The organism is Citrobacter sp. Cpo089, assembly GCF_030332695.1.
Lineage (GTDB): Bacteria > Pseudomonadota > Gammaproteobacteria > Enterobacterales > Enterobacteriaceae > Citrobacter > Citrobacter portucalensis.
Genome location: NZ_JAOWHJ010000040.1, coordinates 1 through 17,665, shown reverse-complemented (window position 1 = coordinate 17,665; position 17,665 = coordinate 1). Strand labels below are relative to the sequence as shown.

The 17,665-nt window shown below is 49.0% G+C and carries 17 protein-coding genes and 2 pseudogenes; 6 read left to right on the top strand and 13 right to left on the bottom strand.

Features of this window, described 5'->3' with window-relative positions:
• Positions 1 to 295, bottom strand: a pseudogene (locus OGX92_RS06660) (IS1-like element IS1A family transposase); the annotation flags it as partial.
• A gap of 57 nt (positions 296 to 352) precedes the next feature.
• Between OGX92_RS06660 and glgP the strand changes: the two are divergent.
• Positions 353 to 1,834: pseudogene (glgP, locus tag OGX92_RS06655) on the top strand (glycogen/starch/alpha-glucan family phosphorylase); the annotation flags it as partial.
• Positions 1,835 to 1,869: 35 nt separating this feature from the next.
• Here the strand turns inward: glgP and OGX92_RS06650 are convergent.
• Positions 1,870 to 2,793: a LysR family transcriptional regulator gene (locus OGX92_RS06650; protein WP_063940643.1), complete on the bottom strand. Its 924-nt coding sequence runs from the start codon at positions 2,791 to 2,793 to the stop codon at positions 1,870 to 1,872.
• A gap of 221 nt (positions 2,794 to 3,014) precedes the next feature.
• On the opposite strand from OGX92_RS06650, the gene bssR reads away from it, so the two are divergent.
• Positions 3,015 to 3,398, top strand: a complete 384-nt coding sequence (bssR, locus tag OGX92_RS06645; protein WP_003831623.1) for a biofilm formation regulator BssR — start codon at positions 3,015 to 3,017, stop codon at positions 3,396 to 3,398.
• 102 nt (positions 3,399 to 3,500) lie between these two features.
• Positions 3,501 to 4,598 carry a PQQ-dependent sugar dehydrogenase gene (locus tag OGX92_RS06640; RefSeq protein WP_003831626.1) on the top strand — a complete coding sequence of 366 codons (1,098 nt, stop codon included), beginning with the start codon at positions 3,501 to 3,503 and terminating at the stop codon, positions 4,596 to 4,598.
• A gap of 5 nt (positions 4,599 to 4,603) precedes the next feature.
• Here OGX92_RS06640 and OGX92_RS06635 read toward each other — a convergent pair whose 3' ends face one another.
• Entirely contained in the window at positions 4,604 to 5,230 is a 627-nt protein-coding gene (locus tag OGX92_RS06635; RefSeq protein WP_286586348.1) for a glutathione S-transferase family protein, read from the bottom strand.
• A gap of 328 nt (positions 5,231 to 5,558) precedes the next feature.
• On the opposite strand from OGX92_RS06635, the gene dacC reads away from it, so the two are divergent.
• Complete coding sequence (gene dacC, locus OGX92_RS06630) at positions 5,559 to 6,761, top strand: serine-type D-Ala-D-Ala carboxypeptidase (protein WP_003831630.1); 1,203 nt, start codon at positions 5,559 to 5,561, stop codon at positions 6,759 to 6,761.
• 45 nt (positions 6,762 to 6,806) lie between these two features.
• Here the strand turns inward: dacC and deoR are convergent, their stop codons facing one another.
• On the bottom strand, positions 6,807 to 7,565 hold the full coding sequence (gene deoR / locus OGX92_RS06625) for a DNA-binding transcriptional repressor DeoR (protein WP_008784233.1): 759 nt from the start codon (positions 7,563 to 7,565) through the stop codon (positions 6,807 to 6,809).
• Between the two features lie 64 nt (positions 7,566 to 7,629).
• Entirely contained in the window at positions 7,630 to 8,238 is a 609-nt protein-coding gene (gene ybjG, locus OGX92_RS06620; protein WP_286586349.1) for an undecaprenyl-diphosphate phosphatase, read from the bottom strand.
• 298 nt (positions 8,239 to 8,536) lie between these two features.
• Between ybjG and OGX92_RS06615 the strand changes: the two genes are divergently transcribed.
• Complete coding sequence (locus OGX92_RS06615) at positions 8,537 to 9,769, top strand: MFS transporter (protein WP_008784235.1); 1,233 nt, start codon at positions 8,537 to 8,539, stop codon at positions 9,767 to 9,769.
• A 217-nt stretch (positions 9,770 to 9,986) separates the two neighbouring features.
• Here OGX92_RS06615 and OGX92_RS06610 read toward each other — a convergent pair whose 3' ends face one another.
• The 3 genes from OGX92_RS06610 to OGX92_RS06600 all read right to left on the bottom strand — a co-directional run bounded on the left by OGX92_RS06610 (position 9,987) and on the right by OGX92_RS06600 (position 12,399).
• A complete protein-coding gene (locus OGX92_RS06610; RefSeq protein ID WP_003831642.1) occupies positions 9,987 to 10,268 on the bottom strand; it encodes a hypothetical protein in 282 nt (93 codons plus the stop codon).
• 107 nt (positions 10,269 to 10,375) lie between these two features.
• Positions 10,376 to 11,191 (bottom strand): Cof-type HAD-IIB family hydrolase, encoded by an 816-nt coding sequence (locus OGX92_RS06605; protein WP_164562968.1) that lies wholly within the window; start codon positions 11,189 to 11,191, stop codon positions 10,376 to 10,378.
• Positions 11,191 to 12,399, bottom strand: coding sequence for an MFS transporter (locus tag OGX92_RS06600; protein ID WP_032934393.1), 1,209 nt, complete (start codon positions 12,397 to 12,399; stop codon positions 11,191 to 11,193). Before OGX92_RS06600 ends, OGX92_RS06605 begins: the two co-directional genes overlap by 1 nt.
• 85 nt (positions 12,400 to 12,484) lie before the next feature.
• Here OGX92_RS06600 and OGX92_RS06595 point away from each other — a divergent pair, with 85 nt between their 5' ends.
• On the top strand, positions 12,485 to 13,045 hold the full coding sequence (locus OGX92_RS06595; protein ID WP_267385182.1) for a TetR/AcrR family transcriptional regulator: 561 nt from the start codon (positions 12,485 to 12,487) through the stop codon (positions 13,043 to 13,045).
• Here the strand turns inward: OGX92_RS06595 and OGX92_RS06590 are convergent.
• From OGX92_RS06590 to OGX92_RS06570, 5 genes are all read right to left on the bottom strand, one after another.
• Positions 13,032 to 13,829, bottom strand: a complete 798-nt coding sequence (locus OGX92_RS06590; protein WP_267385173.1) for an SDR family NAD(P)-dependent oxidoreductase — start codon at positions 13,827 to 13,829, stop codon at positions 13,032 to 13,034. The two genes, OGX92_RS06595 and OGX92_RS06590, sit on opposite strands and share 14 nt — an antisense overlap.
• Positions 13,830 to 14,069: 240 nt before the next feature.
• Positions 14,070 to 14,825, bottom strand: coding sequence for a hypothetical protein (locus OGX92_RS06585; protein ID WP_286586347.1), 756 nt, complete (start codon positions 14,823 to 14,825; stop codon positions 14,070 to 14,072).
• A 5-nt stretch (positions 14,826 to 14,830) separates the two neighbouring features.
• A complete protein-coding gene (locus tag OGX92_RS06580; protein WP_039029590.1) occupies positions 14,831 to 15,298 on the bottom strand; it encodes a Panacea domain-containing protein in 468 nt (155 codons plus the stop codon).
• A gap of 165 nt (positions 15,299 to 15,463) precedes the next feature.
• On the bottom strand, positions 15,464 to 16,483 hold the full coding sequence (locus tag OGX92_RS06575; RefSeq protein ID WP_286586346.1) for a phage integrase: 1,020 nt from the start codon (positions 16,481 to 16,483) through the stop codon (positions 15,464 to 15,466).
• A gap of 79 nt (positions 16,484 to 16,562) precedes the next feature.
• On the bottom strand, positions 16,563 to 17,665 hold a 1,103-nt coding region (locus OGX92_RS06570; RefSeq protein WP_286586345.1), incomplete at its 5' end, for a KAP family P-loop NTPase fold protein.

The following is a 17,665-nucleotide window of genomic DNA, read 5'->3' as shown; positions in this document are numbered from 1 at the left end:
CCCGGCTGTATGCGCGAGGTTACCGACTGCGGCCTGAGTTTTTTAAGTGACGTAAAATCGTGTTGAGGCCAACGCCCATAATGCGGGCAGTTGCCCGGCATCCAACGCCATTCATGGCCATATCAATGATTTTCTGGTGCGTACCGGGTTGAGAAGCGGTGTAAGTGAACTGCAGTTGCCATGTTTTACGGCAGTGAGAGCAGAGATAGCGCTGATGTCCGGCAGTGCTTTTGCCGTTACGCACCACCCCGTCAGTAGCTGAACAGGAGGGACAGCTGATAGAAACAGAAGCCACTGGAGCACCTCAAAAACACCATCATACACTAAATCAGTAAGTTGGCAGCATCACCCGCATCCGGTACTGGCGATCCCTGAGTTGATGCGTTTATTGATTGATCATCATCAGTTTAGTTGGGATAACGCGTTTGACGTGACCTGTCAGATTTTTTCTTATACCAACCATACGTTGATGAGTGAGGCGCTGGAGACCTGGCCAGTAGAAATGCTAAGTCGAATTTTGCCGCGCCATTTGCAGATTATTTTTGAGATTAACGATCGTTTTCTGAAGACCTTACAGGAACGTTATCGTAATGACAGCGATCTACTGAAACGTGTGTCGTTAATTGATGAATCCAATGGTCGCGTCGTTCGTATGGCCTGGCTGGCAGTAGTTGTCAGTCATAAGGTTAACGGCGTGTCGGCATTGCATTCAAAACTGATGACCGAATCACTGTTTGCAGATTTTGCGAATATTTTTCCCCTGCGTTTCACCAACGTAACCAATGGTGTGACTGCGCGTCGTTGGCTGGCGCTGGCGAATCCACCGCTTGCCAAAGTGCTGGACGAAAATATCGGTGACAGCTGGCGGACTAAATTAATGCAGTTGGGCGAGCTGAAGCAGTTTATAGATTATCCGTCGGTGAATGAGGCTGTGCATCGTGCGAAACGTGAAAATAAGCAGCGGCTGGCGCACCATATTGCCACTCACTACGGCGTGGTGGTGAATCCTGATGCGCTGTTTGATGTGCAGGTGAAACGCATCCACGAGTACAAGCGGCAACTCATGAATGTGCTCCACGTTATTACACGTTATAACCGGATCAAAGCCGCGCCGGATGCCAACTGGGTACCGCGAGTGAATATCTTTGCCGGAAAAGCAGCCTCCTCTTATCACATGGCAAAACAAATTATTCGCTTGATTAACGATGTGGCGCAGTTAGTCAATAACGATCCGCAGATTGGCGGCAAACTGAAAGTAGTATTTATTCCGGATTACAGCGTCAGTCTTGCTCAGCTAATTATTCCGGCAGCCGATCTGTCAGAGCAAATTTCCCTGGCCGGGACGGAAGCCTCCGGGACCAGTAATATGAAATTCGGTATGAATGGTGCGCTGACTATTGGTACGCTCGACGGTGCGAATATCGAAATGCGCGAATACGTTGGGGAAGATAACATCTTTATCTTTGGCAATACGGCGAATCAGGTTGAAACTCTGCGACGTGATGGCTATGACCCGAGGCACATCTTTGAAAAGGATGAGGAACTTCATCAGGTGCTGACGCAAATCGGTACGGGGGTGTTCAGTCCGCAGGAGCCAGGGCGTTATAGAGAGGTGTTGGATTCATTGATTAACTTCGGCGACTACTATCAGGTGTTGGGCGATTATCGCAGCTATGTAGATTGCCAGGATTCGGTGGACGAGTTGTATCGTACTCCCCGGGAGTGGACGACAAAAACCATGCACAATATTGCTAACATGGGGTATTTCTCGTCGGACAGAACGGTTCAGGAATATGCCGACCATATCTGGCGCATAGCAAAAATTCGCGTGTAATCAGTTTTTCTAACGCTCAGCCTCTCTGGTTTTCATCACAGGGAGGCTGTTTGCAAATCAGCCAGAATAGGTGAGAGGATTTTGTGGGTATTGCTTTCTTTGCGCGATGAGGCAAACACGCTAAATTGTGGCAAGGGAAACGGAGTGTTTATTTTTTTTAGTCCATACAGCTGAGCGTGTGTTTCAAATACCTTTTCCGGGATCACCCCTAAACAATGGGTATTGGACACAATCGTCAGAATCGCCGTAAACGATGAGGTAAGCAGGCAGCGTTCTCCGGTTCTGAATTTTTTATCCACAATACTGCGATGATAAATGATTTTCTCATTCTTAGTATTGTAACCGACCAGGTTAGCGTTTCTGAATTGCGCTTCACTGATGGTGTTACCATATAAAGAATTATTCTGCGAGGCCGCCAGCACCAGGCGCATATCGCATATTTTCTGGCATGAAAGACTTGCTGACTCTACAGAAAAGGTAGAAAAAACGACATCTGCCTGACGCATATTCAGCAGTTCAATAATACTCTGTTCATTCAGGTCGGCGGTAAGGTGCAGGAGGCTGATATCGGCGTCAGTCTCGATTATTCTGGCGGTGACATCTGGAATAACGATAGGGGAAATAAAAGATTCCGTATAAAGCGTTAACCTTTTCTTGGCGGCAGGCGTGGAAAGCGGCATCAGCGTTGACAGCTTATCGATAATTGGGATTGTATTATCATACAGTTCATCAGAATAGACCGTCGGTAACAGTGCATTCCCGCTACGGACAAAAAGATTATCACCCATCATTTCGCGCAGTTTTCTTAATGACTGGCTGACGGCGGAAGGTGATATGTTCAGCATGTCAGCAACTCTGGAAATGCTACCCACGCTATAGATCAAACAGAAAATGGTCAGCAGATTGAGATCTATTTTTGATAGTGTGCGTATTTTTTCTGCATCATTTGCTTTCGACATAGACCCCTCATCATCAACACCATGGCAGTAACCACATCAGGTATAGCAAAAAAAAGTCAGGCGAGTCAGACACTGGGCGCCTTCGATAAGCGTATAGAATGAAGTTGTAACATTGTAAATTATGTTAATCAATTGGGCTTTATTGATGTAGGACATCTATTTGTTCAAAAAACAACCATACTATTAAGTTGCACCATAGTTGGAAAGAGGAGGAACAAAGTATGGTTGTTGACAGACTGAGAACCGATCTTCTCAACAAATTGATAAACGCCCGTATCGAACTTGCCGCTTATCTGCAGTTGAGAAAAGCGAAAGGCTACATGTCAGTTAGCGAGAGCGATCGCCTGCGTGATGTTTTTTTTGCACTGAATCGCGAATTGCGCGAGCAATCACAGCTTCACGGTATGCATCTTGATCAGGAAGAGTGGAATGCCCTTCATCGTGCTGAAGGGGCGTTAGCCGCCGCCGCTGTTTGTCTTATGAGTGGACATCACGATTGTCCAACGTTTATCGCCGTTAACGCAGAGAAACTGGAAAACTGCCTGACAACGCTGACGCTAAGTATCCAGAGTTTGCAATCTTACCCAACGCTGGAACACGTCTGAATCAGGGGGAGGGCGCTCCCCCTTTTCGTTAAGATTATGTAAATATGGCAGGATAATTCCCCTTGCTGGCTACGCTTTATGCAGAGCTATTCAGGAGGTGTTATGCGTCGACTCTTTCTCTGTGCTGCCTCATTCGCGCTATTTTCCACTTATGCCGCCGCGGTAAAAGTGGAAGTACTGCAAACCAAACTCGATCACCCGTGGTCGCTGGCTTTTTTACCCGACAATCGCGGTATGCTCATTACGCTTAAAGGCGGCCAGCTTCGACTCTGGCAGCCAGATAAAGGGCTTTCCGACCCGCTGACCGGCGTACCAAAAGTCTGGGCGAATGGTCAGGGAGGACTGCTTGATGTGGCGTTAGCACCGGATTTTGTACAATCTCGCCGGGTATGGCTAAGCTTCGCTGAAGCCGACCGCGAAGGCAAAGCGGGCACCGCGGTAGGCTACGGGCGATTGAGTGACGATCTCAAACATCTGCAAGGATTTCAGACCGTTTTTCGCCAACAGCCAAAGCTTTCCACCGGGAACCATTTTGGTGGACGTCTGGTATTTGATGGTAACGGTTATCTGTTTATTGGCCTGGGAGAGAATAATCAACGCGCTACCGCCCAGGACCTGGATAAATTGCAGGGTAAATTAGTCAGATTGACCGACGAGGGAAAAATTCCGCCGGATAATCCGTTTGTGAACAAGGCGGGAGCGCGGGCAGAGATTTGGTCGTATGGCATCCGCAACCCGCAGGGGATGGCGATGAATCCGTGGAGTGATGTGCTGTGGCTCAATGAGCATGGTCCACGCGGAGGCGATGAGATTAATATCCCCGAGAAAGGGAAAAACTACGGCTGGCCTATCGCGACCTGGGGGGTTAACTACAGTGGTTTGAAAATTCCCGAAGCAAAAGGTCAAATTGTTGCTGGCACGGAACAACCCATCTTTTACTGGGAAAAGTCGCCGGCGGTTAGTGGAATGGCTTTTTACAATAGCGGTACCTTCCCGCAGTGGCGGCAAAAGTTGTTCATCGGCGCGTTGAAAGATAAAGAAGTGATCGTGCTGAGCGTTAAAGGGAATACGGTCACTGAGGATGGGCGTCTGTTGCAGGAAAGGGGGCAGCGGATCCGTGATGTGCGCGTCGGACCAGACGGTTATTTGTACGTGTTAACCGACGAGTCCGACGGGGAATTACTTAAAGTGAGTCCCTGATTTGGTTAGCTGACCGGGATCATCACGATTTTTTGAAACGCCGGGCGCTCGGTCAGTTGTTGATACCAGCGTTCCAGATGCGGGCGCGGGGTCCAGCTCAGGCCAACGTTGAACAGGTTATAGATGAACGGTGCCACAGCGATATCCGCGGTGCCAAATTCAGCCCCGGAGAACCATGGCTGGTCTGCCAGCGCGTTATCCAGAATGGCAAACAGGTTATCGCAAACTTGCTTACTTGCCTCAATGGCCGCCATATCGCGCTGATCGGCAGGTGTTCTGACCAAACCAAATAAGATAACCCGATGCGCAGGGCTTAGCGTCTGATTTGCCCAGTCCATCCATTTTTCACCGACGGCGCGCGCGGCCGGGGCGTCAATCCACAAACGTTTTTGTCCGTACTGAGAGGCCAGATAGCGGACAATGGTATTGGATTCCCACAGAACAACGTCCGTTTCATCATCGCGTAGTAGCGGGACCAGTCCGTTCGGGTTCAGTGCCAGATAGTCGGCATCGCGGTTACCGCCATGCTGCCCGCCCGCCAGAATTTGGTTATATGGCAGTTCCAGTTCCTCGAGCGTCCACAATACTTTTTTTACGTTGGTCGAGTTATTGCGACCCCACAGTGTAATCATAGTAACCCCGCAAATTAATTGAGCAGCTTTATGGCTGCAGATGCCATCTGACTAGCTCACATGGTGGGGTAAACCTAATATTTACGCAACAAAGTCTAAAAAAATCGTGCCAGGAGCAGTGCAGCGCGGCGTTATTGCATAAACTTTAAAAACTTTACCAACTTACGGTTTCTTTAAGCTCGTTAGTGCGTTATTACTCACCGCACTTATTTTACACGTCATCCATCAGACTTTTTCTGCATGGGTTGGTCGAGGTCGCTTGGCCGGTTTTGTGTAAACACGGTGTGGTATGACGTGGTTTTTTGGAATGGATACTCGGGTGGCATTTATGACGCAATACTTCTCTTCACTTCGCAGCTTTGCTGCAGGTTCTGCACTCTTAATCCTTTTGGTGCCGACCGTACAGGCGGCGGAGCAACCGACGGCCCCGCCGAGCGTGGACGCGCGCGCGTGGATTCTGATGGATTACGCCAGTGGTAAGGTGCTGGCGGAAGGTAATGCTGATGAGAAACTGGATCCTGCCAGTCTGACCAAAATCATGACCAGCTATGTGGTTGGGCAGGCGCTGAAGGCCGGAAAAATTAACCTCAACGACATGGTCACCGTGGGCAAAGACGCCTGGGCGACCGGTAATCCAGCCCTGCGCGGTTCGTCGGTCATGTTCCTCAAGCCCGGCGATCAGGTTGCGGTGTCCGATTTGAATAAAGGCGTTATCATTCAGTCAGGTAACGATGCCTGTATTGCACTCGCTGATTACGTTGCCGGCAGCCAGGAATCCTTCATTGGCCTGATGAACGGCTATGCGAAAAAACTGGGGCTGACCAACACGACTTTCCAGACGGTACACGGCCTGGATGCGGCAGGACAGTTCAGTACCGCGCGTGATATGGCGTTGCTCGGGAAGGCGTTAATCCACGATGTGCCGGAAGAGTACGCTATTCACAAAGAGAAAGAATTTACCTTCAATAAAATACGTCAACCGAACCGCAACCGTCTGTTGTGGAGCACCAACCTGAACGTGGACGGTATGAAAACCGGGACCACTGCCGGGGCGGGATACAACCTGGTGGCCTCCGCGACCCAGGGCGATATGCGCCTGATCTCCGTGGTGCTGGGAGCAAAAACCGACCGCATTCGTTTCAATGAGTCAGAAAAGCTGCTGACCTGGGGCTTCCGTTTCTTTGAAACCGTTACGCCGATCAAGCCGGATGCGACTTTCGTCACCCAGCGCGTCTGGTTTGGCGATAAGAGTGAAGTGAATTTGGGCGCCGGAGAAGGGGGGTCTGTGACCATCCCGCGTGGTCAGCTCAAAAACCTGAAGGCCAGCTTTACCCTGACTGAACCACAGCTAACTGCACCGCTGAAGAAAGGTCAGGTTGTGGGCACTATCGACTTCCAGTTGAACGGAAAATCTATTGAGCAGCGTCCGTTGATGGTGATGGAAGATGTGGAAGAGGGTGGTTTCTTTAGCCGCATGTGGGACTTTGTGATGATGAAATTCCACCAGTGGTTTGGTGGTTGGTTCTCTTAACCTTATCTATTGCCGGATGGCGCAATCGCCGTCCGGCAGTATCTGTTAGTACTTCAGCGTGATACGTTGTGTTTTAGCGTACTCAACAAATGCCTCGTCAGGACGGCTGTCGCTGATGATGGTATCAAAGCGTTTTAATTCCCCCATCCTCGCAGGTCGCACCTTGCCAAACTTGCTGTGATCGACCACCAGCACGTGATGCTGCGCCATCGACATTGCCCAGTGCTTCACCGGCAGTTCTTCCAGATTAAAGCAGGTCGCGCCTTTTTCGATGTGAACACCTGCCGCGGAATAAAAGGCGATATCCGGACAGAGGTTGTTCAGCGTTTCCTGAAAATCGAGCGGTTTAAAAATCGCGTTACTGGCATGGAATTCACCACCACACAGAATGACGCGGCACTGCGGTTTTTCCTGCAGCACCAGAAACGTATTCAACGAGTAGCAGATTGCGGTGAAGGGCAGTTCATTGTCGATCGCTTCAATGATCCACGGCGTGGTCGTACCGCAATCGAAAAAGATGGTCTGATGCGCCTGCACGAGACTCGCCGCCTGCTGGGCAGCACGACGCTTTTCATCAACCAGACGGGATTTTTGATCGCTGATTAAATAGTGGTTAGCGCTGCGGGGTTCCAGAACAATATAGCCCCCGAGCAGCACGACGGGAGCATCATGATTATTCAGGTCGCGACGAATGGTCATCTCAGATACGCCCAGCAACGTCGCGGCTTCTTTGAGGTGTAATTTATCGCTGCGTTTCAGCGCCTGCAGTAATTGACCAATACGCTCGTCGCGTCGAGTTTCCATAGTTCCCCTGGAGAATAGAATAAGTGCTCAGTTTCGCGCTTAATACTACTCTTTTTACCGCGGGTTAGTCACGTACCCAACCTTTACGGATGGGGAGAGCGAAGCAGGTGCGATAGCACGTCTGCAAGCCGAGGTACAAGCTTGTGCCGAACCGTTGCCAGATCATCTGGGCGCTCAGGCAACCGATCAACCCGGCCAGTAATCCGCCCAGCATATCCAGCGGCCAGTGTACGCCAAGGTAGACCCGTGACCATGCAATCGCCACGGCGACAACCATCAGCAGAGCACCCGTCCACAAGCGATGCCAGAACAGGAAGGCCAGAGCAAAGGTAAAGATAACCGTACCGTGGTCGCTCGGGAAAGAGTCATCTGCCGCATGGTGCAGGAAGTTATAACCGATGTGGTTAACGAACGGACGATCGTGGGGGAAAAGATGCCCCATCAGCCAAGAAATCGTCAGACCGACTACCAACGCAATGCCCATTTTGATGACCAACTGGCGCTGGAGCGTAACCTGACCACGAGGTCCCCAAAGCCAGAGCACAACGGCTAACAGCGGCACAATGCTGATCAGATCTTTGGCAATGAAAATGGCGAGCGAAATTGCCCATTGCGCAGAGTCGGGTGTTGCATTGATCAAGTAAAAAAGAGAATTGTTCAGATTTTCCAGCATAACGTCCAGACTCAGTGTAATCGTTAAAAAGGCCCATAGGGGGAAGAGCATAAAATTGCTTTCACGGGATAAAAAGCGGTCTTGTCTTATTTGCCTGTTAAATGACGATTTTTAAGACAATTTATGAGGCTTATTGAGCATGATAGCGGTCTCAACTTAAATTAACCTTAAAGCAAAATGTTCTTGAGCAAATGAGTGTAAAAATGTGCGCATTTTGCTTTCAAATCACATAATTCACTATCACCAGTACGGCGCATTTATTACACTTTGCGCGATTTTTCTATAGTTAAGAGATTGCATGCAGAACCGTTTATCTTCAGGCGTCCGTTTGGGGCGTCAGGCATTACTTTTCCCGCTCTGTCTGGTGCTTTACGAATTCTCCACTTATATCGGCAACGATATGATCCAGCCCGGAATGTTGGCGGTGGTGGCGCAATATAACGCCGGATTAGATTGGGTACCTACGTCTATGACCGCCTATCTGGCAGGCGGCATGTTTTTGCAGTGGTTGTTAGGACCGCTGTCGGACCGTATTGGTCGTCGTCCGGTAATGTTAACCGGCGTGATCTGGTTCATCGTTACCTGCCTTGCAACCCTGCTTGCACAGAATATTGAGCAATTTACCTTCCTGCGTTTTTTGCAGGGGATAAGCCTGTGCTTTATTGGTGCGGTGGGTTACGCCGCCATTCAGGAATCTTTTGAAGAAGCGGTCTGCATAAAAATTACCGCGCTGATGGCAAACGTGGCGCTGATTGCGCCACTGCTGGGTCCGTTGGTAGGCGCAGCCTGGGTACATGTTCTGCCGTGGGAAGGGATGTTTATCCTGTTTGCTGCTCTGGCGGCCATCTCCTTTTTTGGTCTGCAACGCGCGATGCCGGAAACGGCAACCCGGCTTGGTGAAAAGCTGTCCATTAAAGAGTTGGGCAAGGATTATAAGCTGGTGCTGAGGAACGTGCGCTTCGTTGCAGGCGCGCTGGCGTTGGGTTTTGTCAGCCTGCCGTTACTGGCGTGGATTGCGCAGTCCCCGATTATTATCATCAGTGGTGAACATCTCAGCAGCTACGAATATGGTCTGTTGCAGGTGCCGATTTTTGGCGCGTTGATTGCCGGTAACCTGGTGCTGGCGCGTCTGACTTCGCGAAAAACCGTGCGTTCGCTAATTATCATGGGCGGCTGGCCAATCGCCGTTGGCCTGATTATTGCCGCTGCGGCCACGGTGGTGTCATCCCATGCATATCTATGGATGACGGCGGGTTTGAGTATCTATGCGTTTGGCATTGGCGTGGCGAATGCGGGGCTGGTGCGCCTGACGCTGTTTGCCAGCGAAATGAGTAAGGGTACCGTTTCTGCCGCAATGGGTATGCTGCAGATGCTGATTTTTACCGTTGGTATTGAGCTGAGTAAACACGCGTATCTGCTGGGAGGGAACGGCTTGTTCAGCTTGTTCAATCTGGCAAGCGGCGTACTGTGGCTGATTCTGATGGTTATCTTCCTGAAAGATAAACGGGTAGGGAATTCCCGGGAAGGTTAAGGACCGGATTTCCGCAATCCAGCGCATATGAGCATAATGACGCCGATAAATTCATCATTATGTTGATAAGAGAATCACGCTGTAGGCCGGATAAGCGAAGCGCCATCCGGCGGCCTGTAGCAAATTGCCGGATGGCGGCGTAAACGCCTTATCCGGCCTACCGCTCACCAAAGATCTTAACTGACCAGTATTACGGTTGTCCGGGCCTGGCGACAACTTAGTGGTGGTCGTCAATCTGATGTTCGATAACCATCCCTTCACCGACGCTTGCCACATGTCGCGCATAAGGATGTGCGCGATAGACAGGGGCCGGAGCAGGCGCTGGAGCAACATATACCGTTTGTGGTGCGGTCGTTACGCTGACCGCCTGGGGCACGCTGACGGAAGAGGGTACTACCACCACTTTATAACCGCTGGGGACATCAACGGTAACGCTTTGTGCAAATGTTGTCCCCGCAAAGCCCAGCAACAATGTCGCCATCAGTACACTTTTCTTCATGATCCGCTCGCCTGAAATATTCACTGGAAGTAATAATCCAGCGGGTTAATTTGAGGCGGATTATGAATAGATCATGCCATCATTTTGTTGCCGTCTGTGCTGAGCCGTTAATGCGTAAACGGTGCTTCATTCTTTAACACGCGGTCGATAATATCCAGAACGCCCTCTTCGTTGTTCGAGCCTGCGCGATATTTTGCCGCCTCGATCACCGGCTCATGGGCGTTGGCCATTGCAAAACTAAATCCTGCCTGACGTAGCATCTCAATATCATTTCCGCCATCGCCAAACACAACAACTTCATTGTCGTTAATATTCCAGCGTTGTTGCAGCAGGCGCAGACCGTTAGCCTTATGCACGCCGGGAATTATTAAGTCGATGCTGCCGTAGCCGGTATGAACCGGTACCATAATATCGCCAATCGCCTCGTGGAGATCGGCCTGTACCTGTGGAATTCGGTCGTCGGAAATATTCAGCCCGAATTTGAAAAAAACGTCGTTGAGATTGTCAAAATTATCTACAAATTCAAGACGATGATAGTACATGGCGGAAACGGATTTATGCTCATCGCTGTATTTTTTGAGCGTATAGGCGCTGTTTTTACCGCAGGCAATAATGTCGATATCGGCGCGGGTCAGCAGATGATCCACGATGGCATGGAAATCGTCTTTAGCCAGTTCGCCGTTAAAGACATCTTCTCCTTCACTGACCACCCAACCGCCGTTTTCGGCGACAAATGAGATCTCATTGGCCAGTTCGGGGAAAAAGGAAATCAACTGATAATATTGGTTGCCGCTGGCGACCACAAAGCGGATCCCTTGTTCTTTCATCTGGCGGTATTGCGCCATAAAGCGCTCACGGTTATAGGTTTTTTGGTCGCTTAAAAATGTGCCGTCCATGTCGACCGCAATTAATTTGATACTCATTAGCTGTTCTCCATCACCGTAGTATTTTTGAGATCCGGTTTCGCTACCGCTTTCGCGACGACGGCGGCGACAAGCACCAGCGCCAGCACCACCAACATAGCGCTGCGCAGGCCATAGTGTTCACCCAGATAGCCTAGCAGCGGCGGTCCAACAAGGAACGCCAGGTAACCGGTGGTCGCCACAACGCTGACGCGGGTTGGGGCATCGGGGCCGGTGTCGCTGGCGGCTGAAATGGTCAGCGGGAAGCCGAGCGATGCGCCGAGTCCCCACAGAATAACGGACACACCGGCCACCCAGGAGCTGTCGACAAAAATAATCAGGCTAATCCCGAGAGCGCCCATCAGCGCACTGGCGCGCACCACCGCAACGCGGCTGTAACGGTCGATGAACCAGCCACCGGTAAATCGCCCAACGGTCATACCCAGCGTAAAACCGGCATAAATCAGCGAGCCTGAGGTCGGGCTAAATCCATGTCCGTCCACCATTAACAGTGGAAGCCAGTCGTTGGCGGAACCTTCAGCAAATGCCATCGCCAGCACTACAACGCCGATCAGCAATAGCTGGATATCACGATAAAAAGGCAGTCCTTTTTCACCGGAGTGAGAACCGTCAGCGGCATTTTTGCCCGTGCCGTCAGGAATAGCTTTGATGGCGATGAAAATAGGTGTGATAGCAACCATTGCAGCCAAAAGAATATGCGCGGTAGCCGGGACGCTGAAGGCGGTAAGCATCATTCCAACTCCAGCCCCTGCCAACGTTCCCAGGCTGTAAAAACCGTGCATCATCGGCAGCACGGTTTTGTTCATTTCGCGCTCAACTGCCGCACCTTCGACGTTGATGGCAACTTCTGCCGCACCAAAGCTGGCGCCAAATACGCCCAGGCCAAACGCGAAAAGCCATGCGGAATGCAGCCAGAGCGCTACGCTGAGGATCGCCATTCCGAGGACTGCACAAGACATGGTGGTGCGAATCACCTTACGCGTGCCAAATCGTTTCACCAGCCAGGCCGAACAAAGTATGCCACTCATCGAACCAATAGAGAGCCCAAACAACACCGCGCCCATTTCGGCAGTGGAGATGGAGAGGATATCTCTGATGGCAGGGGTACGCGTTGCCCAGGAGGCCATTAATAATCCTGGTAAAAAGAAGAACGTGAACAGCGCCCAGGTGCGACGTCTTAAGGCTTTGCGTGATGAGATGCCAGTCATGAATTCGAGCCAAAGAAAAGAAGGAAGGAGACAACATTAGCAAGACTGTGTACATTTGTACACAAATGCAAGAAGAGGAAATGTAGTGCGACGTGCAAACGATCCGCAGCGGCGGGAAAAAATAGTTCAGGCGACTCTGGATGCAGTAATAGACCATGGCATTCATGGGGTTACACATCGTAAAATCGCTACGATTGCCGAGGTGCCACTGGGTTCTATGACCTATTACTTTTCGGGAATTGATGAGCTTTTGATGGAGGCATTTGGCCGTTTTACTGACAGGATGCTGTTGCAGTATCAGGACTTTTTTGCCGACGTTAAGGATGCGTCGCAGGCTTGCCATGCCATTACCGATATGATTTACGGCTCTCAGGTCACAACGCCTGATAATATGGAGCTCATGTATCAGCTGTATGCTTTCGCCAGCCGTAAACCAGCGTTGAAAACGGTGATGCAGAACTGGATGCTACGCAGCCAACAAACGCTGGAGCAGTGGTTTGATCCGGTTACTGCGCGGGCGCTGGATGCGTTTATTGAAGGAATGACGCTGCATTTTGTCACGGACAAAAAACCGCTGCAGCGAGAAGATATCTTGCTGATGGTGGAGCGTATTGCAGGGATACCCGCGACAGTCAGCTGTGCGTAGCGCCTCCGGTAATATTCACCACCGTCGCGGTCATGGCGCTGGCATGGTCTGAAGCAAGAAAGGTCATGACCTCAGCGATTTGTGCAAGCGTAGGCAGGCGCGCGAGCATGGTACTTTGCGCCGCACCTCCTAACCATTGATCGACGGTTAAACCCATTGACTGTGCTTTGGCGGAGAAAATTTCTCCGGTATAGGAGCCAGCTGCAACAGCATCCACAATCGCATGCGAGCGCACGCCGACGACCCGGATATTTGCCGGTCCTACCTCGCTGGCGAACGCTTTAATAAAAGCCTCTGTTCCTGCACAACCAACAATATGACCCAGATGACCAGGCATCGCCATCGGGGCCGCGGGGGCAACAACGCTGAGAATGACGCCCGCACGATTGCCGCCCATGTGCGGCGTTACGGCTTTAGCGATATTGAACTGCGCCGAGAGGAAAGGGGTGATGCCGCTCATAAACTCAGAGAGGGATAATGCGTCAATGCGTTTGCCCTGTTCGTGCATAAATCCCGTTGCGTTAACCACCACATCTATTCCACCGGTTTGCTGCGCAAGGCGGGTAACTTCCTTCGATGCGTTGTGCTCGGCGAGTACATCGGTGATAAAGGTTTCGACTGTACCACCAGCCGTTCGGATATTACTGGCCGTCCGATCAAGTTTTTCATGGCTGCGAGCACCCAGACACACGTGGGCTCCTTCGCGCGCCATGACCTGCGCAACCGCACTACCAATAGCCCCGCTGCCACCAAAAATTACTGCGACTTTGCCAGTAAGCAACATGACTAACCCCCATCCCCGATAAAGCACCGTTTTAAAGTATGTGCCATAACCGGCATGCTGCAAATTGGGGAGGAGTTTCAGAGGTGGAAGGCGATGAACGCAAATTTCAGGCAACAAAAAACCCATTTATGTAAATGGGTTAATTAAAACAACAAGTTGCATAATAATCAATAAGTTAGTTTAGTGGTGAGAAGTGACGATTACGGGGTATTGCCAACCGCTGTCGCCACTTTGTCGCCATTAGGCAGGTGGTGACTGGTCCTTGATAGCCTGTAGTCCCCAAGAGAAAACTTCTTTGGCATCGCTTATCAAACCATCCGCTATAAATTGCTGTGTCTCAGCCCACTCCATATCACTGACATAGTGTACGAGCGTGTTTGTCTGGATTGGGATTTCTTCAAATTGCTCGATTCGACGTTTGAAGCTACATTCAGGATCTGAACAACGGCATGTGCGTCTTATATCATCTACTCTACAGAGTAAGAGTGAGTAGGGGGTTTCAAGTGGTGCACAGTAGTCAACCCGATAGTTATGAGAACGTGTTGGCTGGATGTTATGAAGGGGATCTAAAAGCACAACATTAAAAATTTGGTTCTCATCCCAAAAACCTACAACTCTACCAAGGGCAGTAGATACCTGAAATTGTAATAGTGGGTATTCTTCGTCATTTTCAAGGTAGTCAGTGTCAATCCAAGTCAACTGACTGCGTTGTACTGGAATATTTCTTTGTTCCCAGTTTATTGAATGATAGCGCCATGCCTCTCTATCGGCCCCACTGGTAATAAAGCCTTTGACATCTTTTTGAGAAAGCTCGGATAATTTTCCAATTAGTGAAACAAACCAGCCTGAATCGGTGCGGTCTAACCCAAAATTCTCAATTTGACGCCAATAACGAAAAGAAAACGCCCACTTTTTTTCGGGGGCTGAGGGCGTTTTGGGAGTCTGCGCCGCTGTCGGCTGATTTGCCCCTAATGAAGGGCGGAAGGCTTTCACCATCGTTATTAATTCAATCGGCTACGGTAAAAGTCTCTTGTTATGTTGCGATCGATGACTACTTCGCAACGAGCTGATGGTCTATAACCCTCACGAGCCTTAATCCATGGCTCTTCTTTATGAGTCATATCTTCAAGTTGTGCGCCAGAAAAAGCACCGTAGACTTCAAGAACGCCATCAATGTGAGCTGCGGCTGCGGCTGGAATGGATGAAAGATCAAACCCAGGAGTGCAATCTGCAATCGTGATGTCCGAATACAGTGATTTTGTAGAAGAGAATCGGTTATAAATCGCACGGCTTACTGGGCCGTGAATCCAAGCTTGAAACCCCTCATCCACTAACTTTTCATCGAAAAAAGCCAGATACCAAGCATCCGCGTAATACGCCAATTTTTGCAGCTTCAAATTAGACATAGTTTCGCCTGAAGCTGAGATTTTTGTGATGATGTAATCACATAATTGGTTGATATTTATCATTATTTATCCCTCTCAACTTGGTGTCTAGGTAGCTAATTTTATTAAAGAAATCGACTGCTAAGAATCTTTGAATACCAAGTTAACTTATAGTGGCATACACAGCTGAATAAATCGAGATTCAAACGTGCTAAAACGTGGTGAGTATGGATGAGCAGTGCTTTCAATTTATGTAGTTACTATAGTTGCTAACGGGTTAAAACGTAACGCTGTCTCAAGATGATCAGGTGCCAGATGAGCATAGCGCATGGTCATTTTAATGTCGTGGTGCCCCAGGATTTTCTGCAAGGCAAGGATGTTTCCACCTGACATCATAAAGTGAGCAGCGAACGTGTGGCGCAGGACGTGGGTAAGCTGCCCGCGTGGCAGCACGATAGAAGTCTTATCCATCACAGATAAAAACTGGAAATAGCAGTCAGTAAAGAGCTTGAAGCCGTCCAGGGCAATGATTTCCTCGTACAGCTCTTTGCTAATCGGAATGCTGCGGTTTTTTTTGCCTTTGGTCCTGACAAATGTGATCCGGTATTTCGTGACCTGAGAACGGGTCAGGTTCACAGCTTCGCGCCAACGTGCTCCGGTGCTCAAGCAGATTTTGACGACAAGAGCGAGCAGGGGGCTTTGACGTTGGCAGTCGTACAGAAGTTCTGTGATTTGTTCATGTGTCAACCAAGCCATTTCTTTTTCGGTAATGGTGAACTTGCGCATGTTCTCCAGTGGGTTTGGCGCAGCCCATTCTCCAAGCCGTGCCAGCTCGCTAAAGACTCCGCTCATATAGCTTTGCTCAAGATTGATAGTTACCGGGCTGGCTCCTTTCTTCCACTTTTCGCTAAAGTAGATTTCACCTGTCAGGCGTTTATCGCGATAATGCGCGAACATTTTGGATGTTAAATCGGTAGCGAGGGGATTTTCGAGAGCACCGACCATCAGGATCAGCTTGTCGTAAACATGATCGCCAGCGGTCAGAGATTTGCCGTGCAGCTTGAACCAGAGTTCAACGACATCTTTTAGAGTTCGGCGATCTACCGATTCACCAAGCCAGGGCTTAGCCTCAGTCTCTTCCATCGTGTGACGTTCAAAAGCCAATGCTTCGCCTTTGGTAGCGAACTGCTTACGCACACGCCGTCCGTTGCGTCCGGCGGGGTAGCATTCGCATATCCATTTTCCTGTGTCGAGTTTTCGTACTGCCATAAAAAGCCCTCATGTCTGAGGGCTAAATTTAACTGTATGTTTGAACAGTAGTCAATGTTTGTATTAGTAATTACATACATTAGTCAAAAGTTGTACTTAATTCTATCAAATCAAAGTATTGATGAATTTTTAATTCACTTTCGTTGTATCTACTATGGGCATAGCCCATCTTGATGTAATTGGTTAAAGACTCATCAGGAGATAATTCACCATTCATCCATTGCTCTGGTGTATTACTTGGACGCGTGCCCACTGGAGCGATTCTGTTCACTGCTAAGACATTCCAAGCCGTCTCGATATAAGAAAGCACATTCGTTGATATATCTTTTGTTTGATAACTATTTTGATAATTATTCCCACCTCTCTGAAATAATCTCACTAGCGTGGTTTCATATGATAGATCAAATGTTAAGTCTATACTTGTATGCAAAGTGCTGGCGGGTAATTTCTCTTTGGATTTTATTCTTGAATATAATTCATGATGCTTGAAGTTAAAGGCAGACAAAATCAAAATTAAATTCGGATCGAATTTTTTATTTGCTGTGATTAGTATGTCTATTAATCTCTCATATATTTTTATAGCATCTCTGATGCTTATTTTCATTGATAATAGAATCGATGAGCAATTTTTTGTAAATGATGAAATATCTGGTGGGCATGGAATCAGATTTTTTCTGAGGTTGCTAAAATCCGAAATAATGCTTTCACCCGTTTTGGTTAGTAATAAATCGTGGTAATCTGGTGTTGGCAAGAGGAAGCGACGATCAAAAAACCTACTTAAATAATGACTTGCGGAAAAATCCGTGCCATATATAACTTTTATGGAATGTTGTAGTTGTTGGGTGTCAGTGGCAATAATAAACACAACGCCGGGGATGTTAAATATATGTTTGGAAATTTCTAAAAGACTAATAGAAAAATCAGGCCTGCATCTATCAAGCTCATCAATTATTATAAATAATGGAAGCTCTTTATCTATGCCATCTTTTCGCTCAATGAATTCAACCCAGCGACTAATTCCTTTCCGTACTGTCTCTATTCTCGTTGATTTTTCTGCGTGTATTTCAATTAGCTTGGATGATAAGTCTTTAGTTAGGTCAGAAAAGGGGTGATGCTGCCAACTTACTGATTTAGTGTATGATGGTGTTTTTGAGGTGCTCCAGTGGCTTCTGTTTCTATCAG

Coding starts and splice junctions, on each gene's coding strand:
- OGX92_RS06650 (WP_063940643.1), bottom strand. CDS start 2,793: ATGTCGAAAGCAAATGATGCAGAAAAAATACGCACACTATCAAAAATA.
- bssR (WP_003831623.1), top strand. CDS start 3,015: ATGGTTGTTGACAGACTGAGAACCGATCTTCTCAACAAATTGATAAAC.
- OGX92_RS06640 (WP_003831626.1), top strand. CDS start 3,501: ATGCGTCGACTCTTTCTCTGTGCTGCCTCATTCGCGCTATTTTCCACT.
- OGX92_RS06635 (WP_286586348.1), bottom strand. CDS start 5,230: ATGATTACACTGTGGGGTCGCAATAACTCGACCAACGTAAAAAAAGTA.
- dacC (WP_003831630.1), top strand. CDS start 5,559: ATGACGCAATACTTCTCTTCACTTCGCAGCTTTGCTGCAGGTTCTGCA.
- deoR (WP_008784233.1), bottom strand. CDS start 7,565: ATGGAAACTCGACGCGACGAGCGTATTGGTCAATTACTGCAGGCGCTG.
- ybjG (WP_286586349.1), bottom strand. CDS start 8,238: ATGCTGGAAAATCTGAACAATTCTCTTTTTTACTTGATCAATGCAACA.
- OGX92_RS06615 (WP_008784235.1), top strand. CDS start 8,537: ATGCAGAACCGTTTATCTTCAGGCGTCCGTTTGGGGCGTCAGGCATTA.
- OGX92_RS06610 (WP_003831642.1), bottom strand. CDS start 10,268: ATGAAGAAAAGTGTACTGATGGCGACATTGTTGCTGGGCTTTGCGGGG.
- OGX92_RS06605 (WP_164562968.1), bottom strand. CDS start 11,191: ATGAGTATCAAATTAATTGCGGTCGACATGGACGGCACATTTTTAAGC.
- OGX92_RS06600 (WP_032934393.1), bottom strand. CDS start 12,399: ATGACTGGCATCTCATCACGCAAAGCCTTAAGACGTCGCACCTGGGCG.
- OGX92_RS06590 (WP_267385173.1), bottom strand. CDS start 13,829: ATGTTGCTTACTGGCAAAGTCGCAGTAATTTTTGGTGGCAGCGGGGCT.
- OGX92_RS06585 (WP_286586347.1), bottom strand. CDS start 14,825: ATGGTGAAAGCCTTCCGCCCTTCATTAGGGGCAAATCAGCCGACAGCG.
- OGX92_RS06580 (WP_039029590.1), bottom strand. CDS start 15,298: ATGATAAATATCAACCAATTATGTGATTACATCATCACAAAAATCTCA.
- OGX92_RS06575 (WP_286586346.1), bottom strand. CDS start 16,483: ATGGCAGTACGAAAACTCGACACAGGAAAATGGATATGCGAATGCTAC.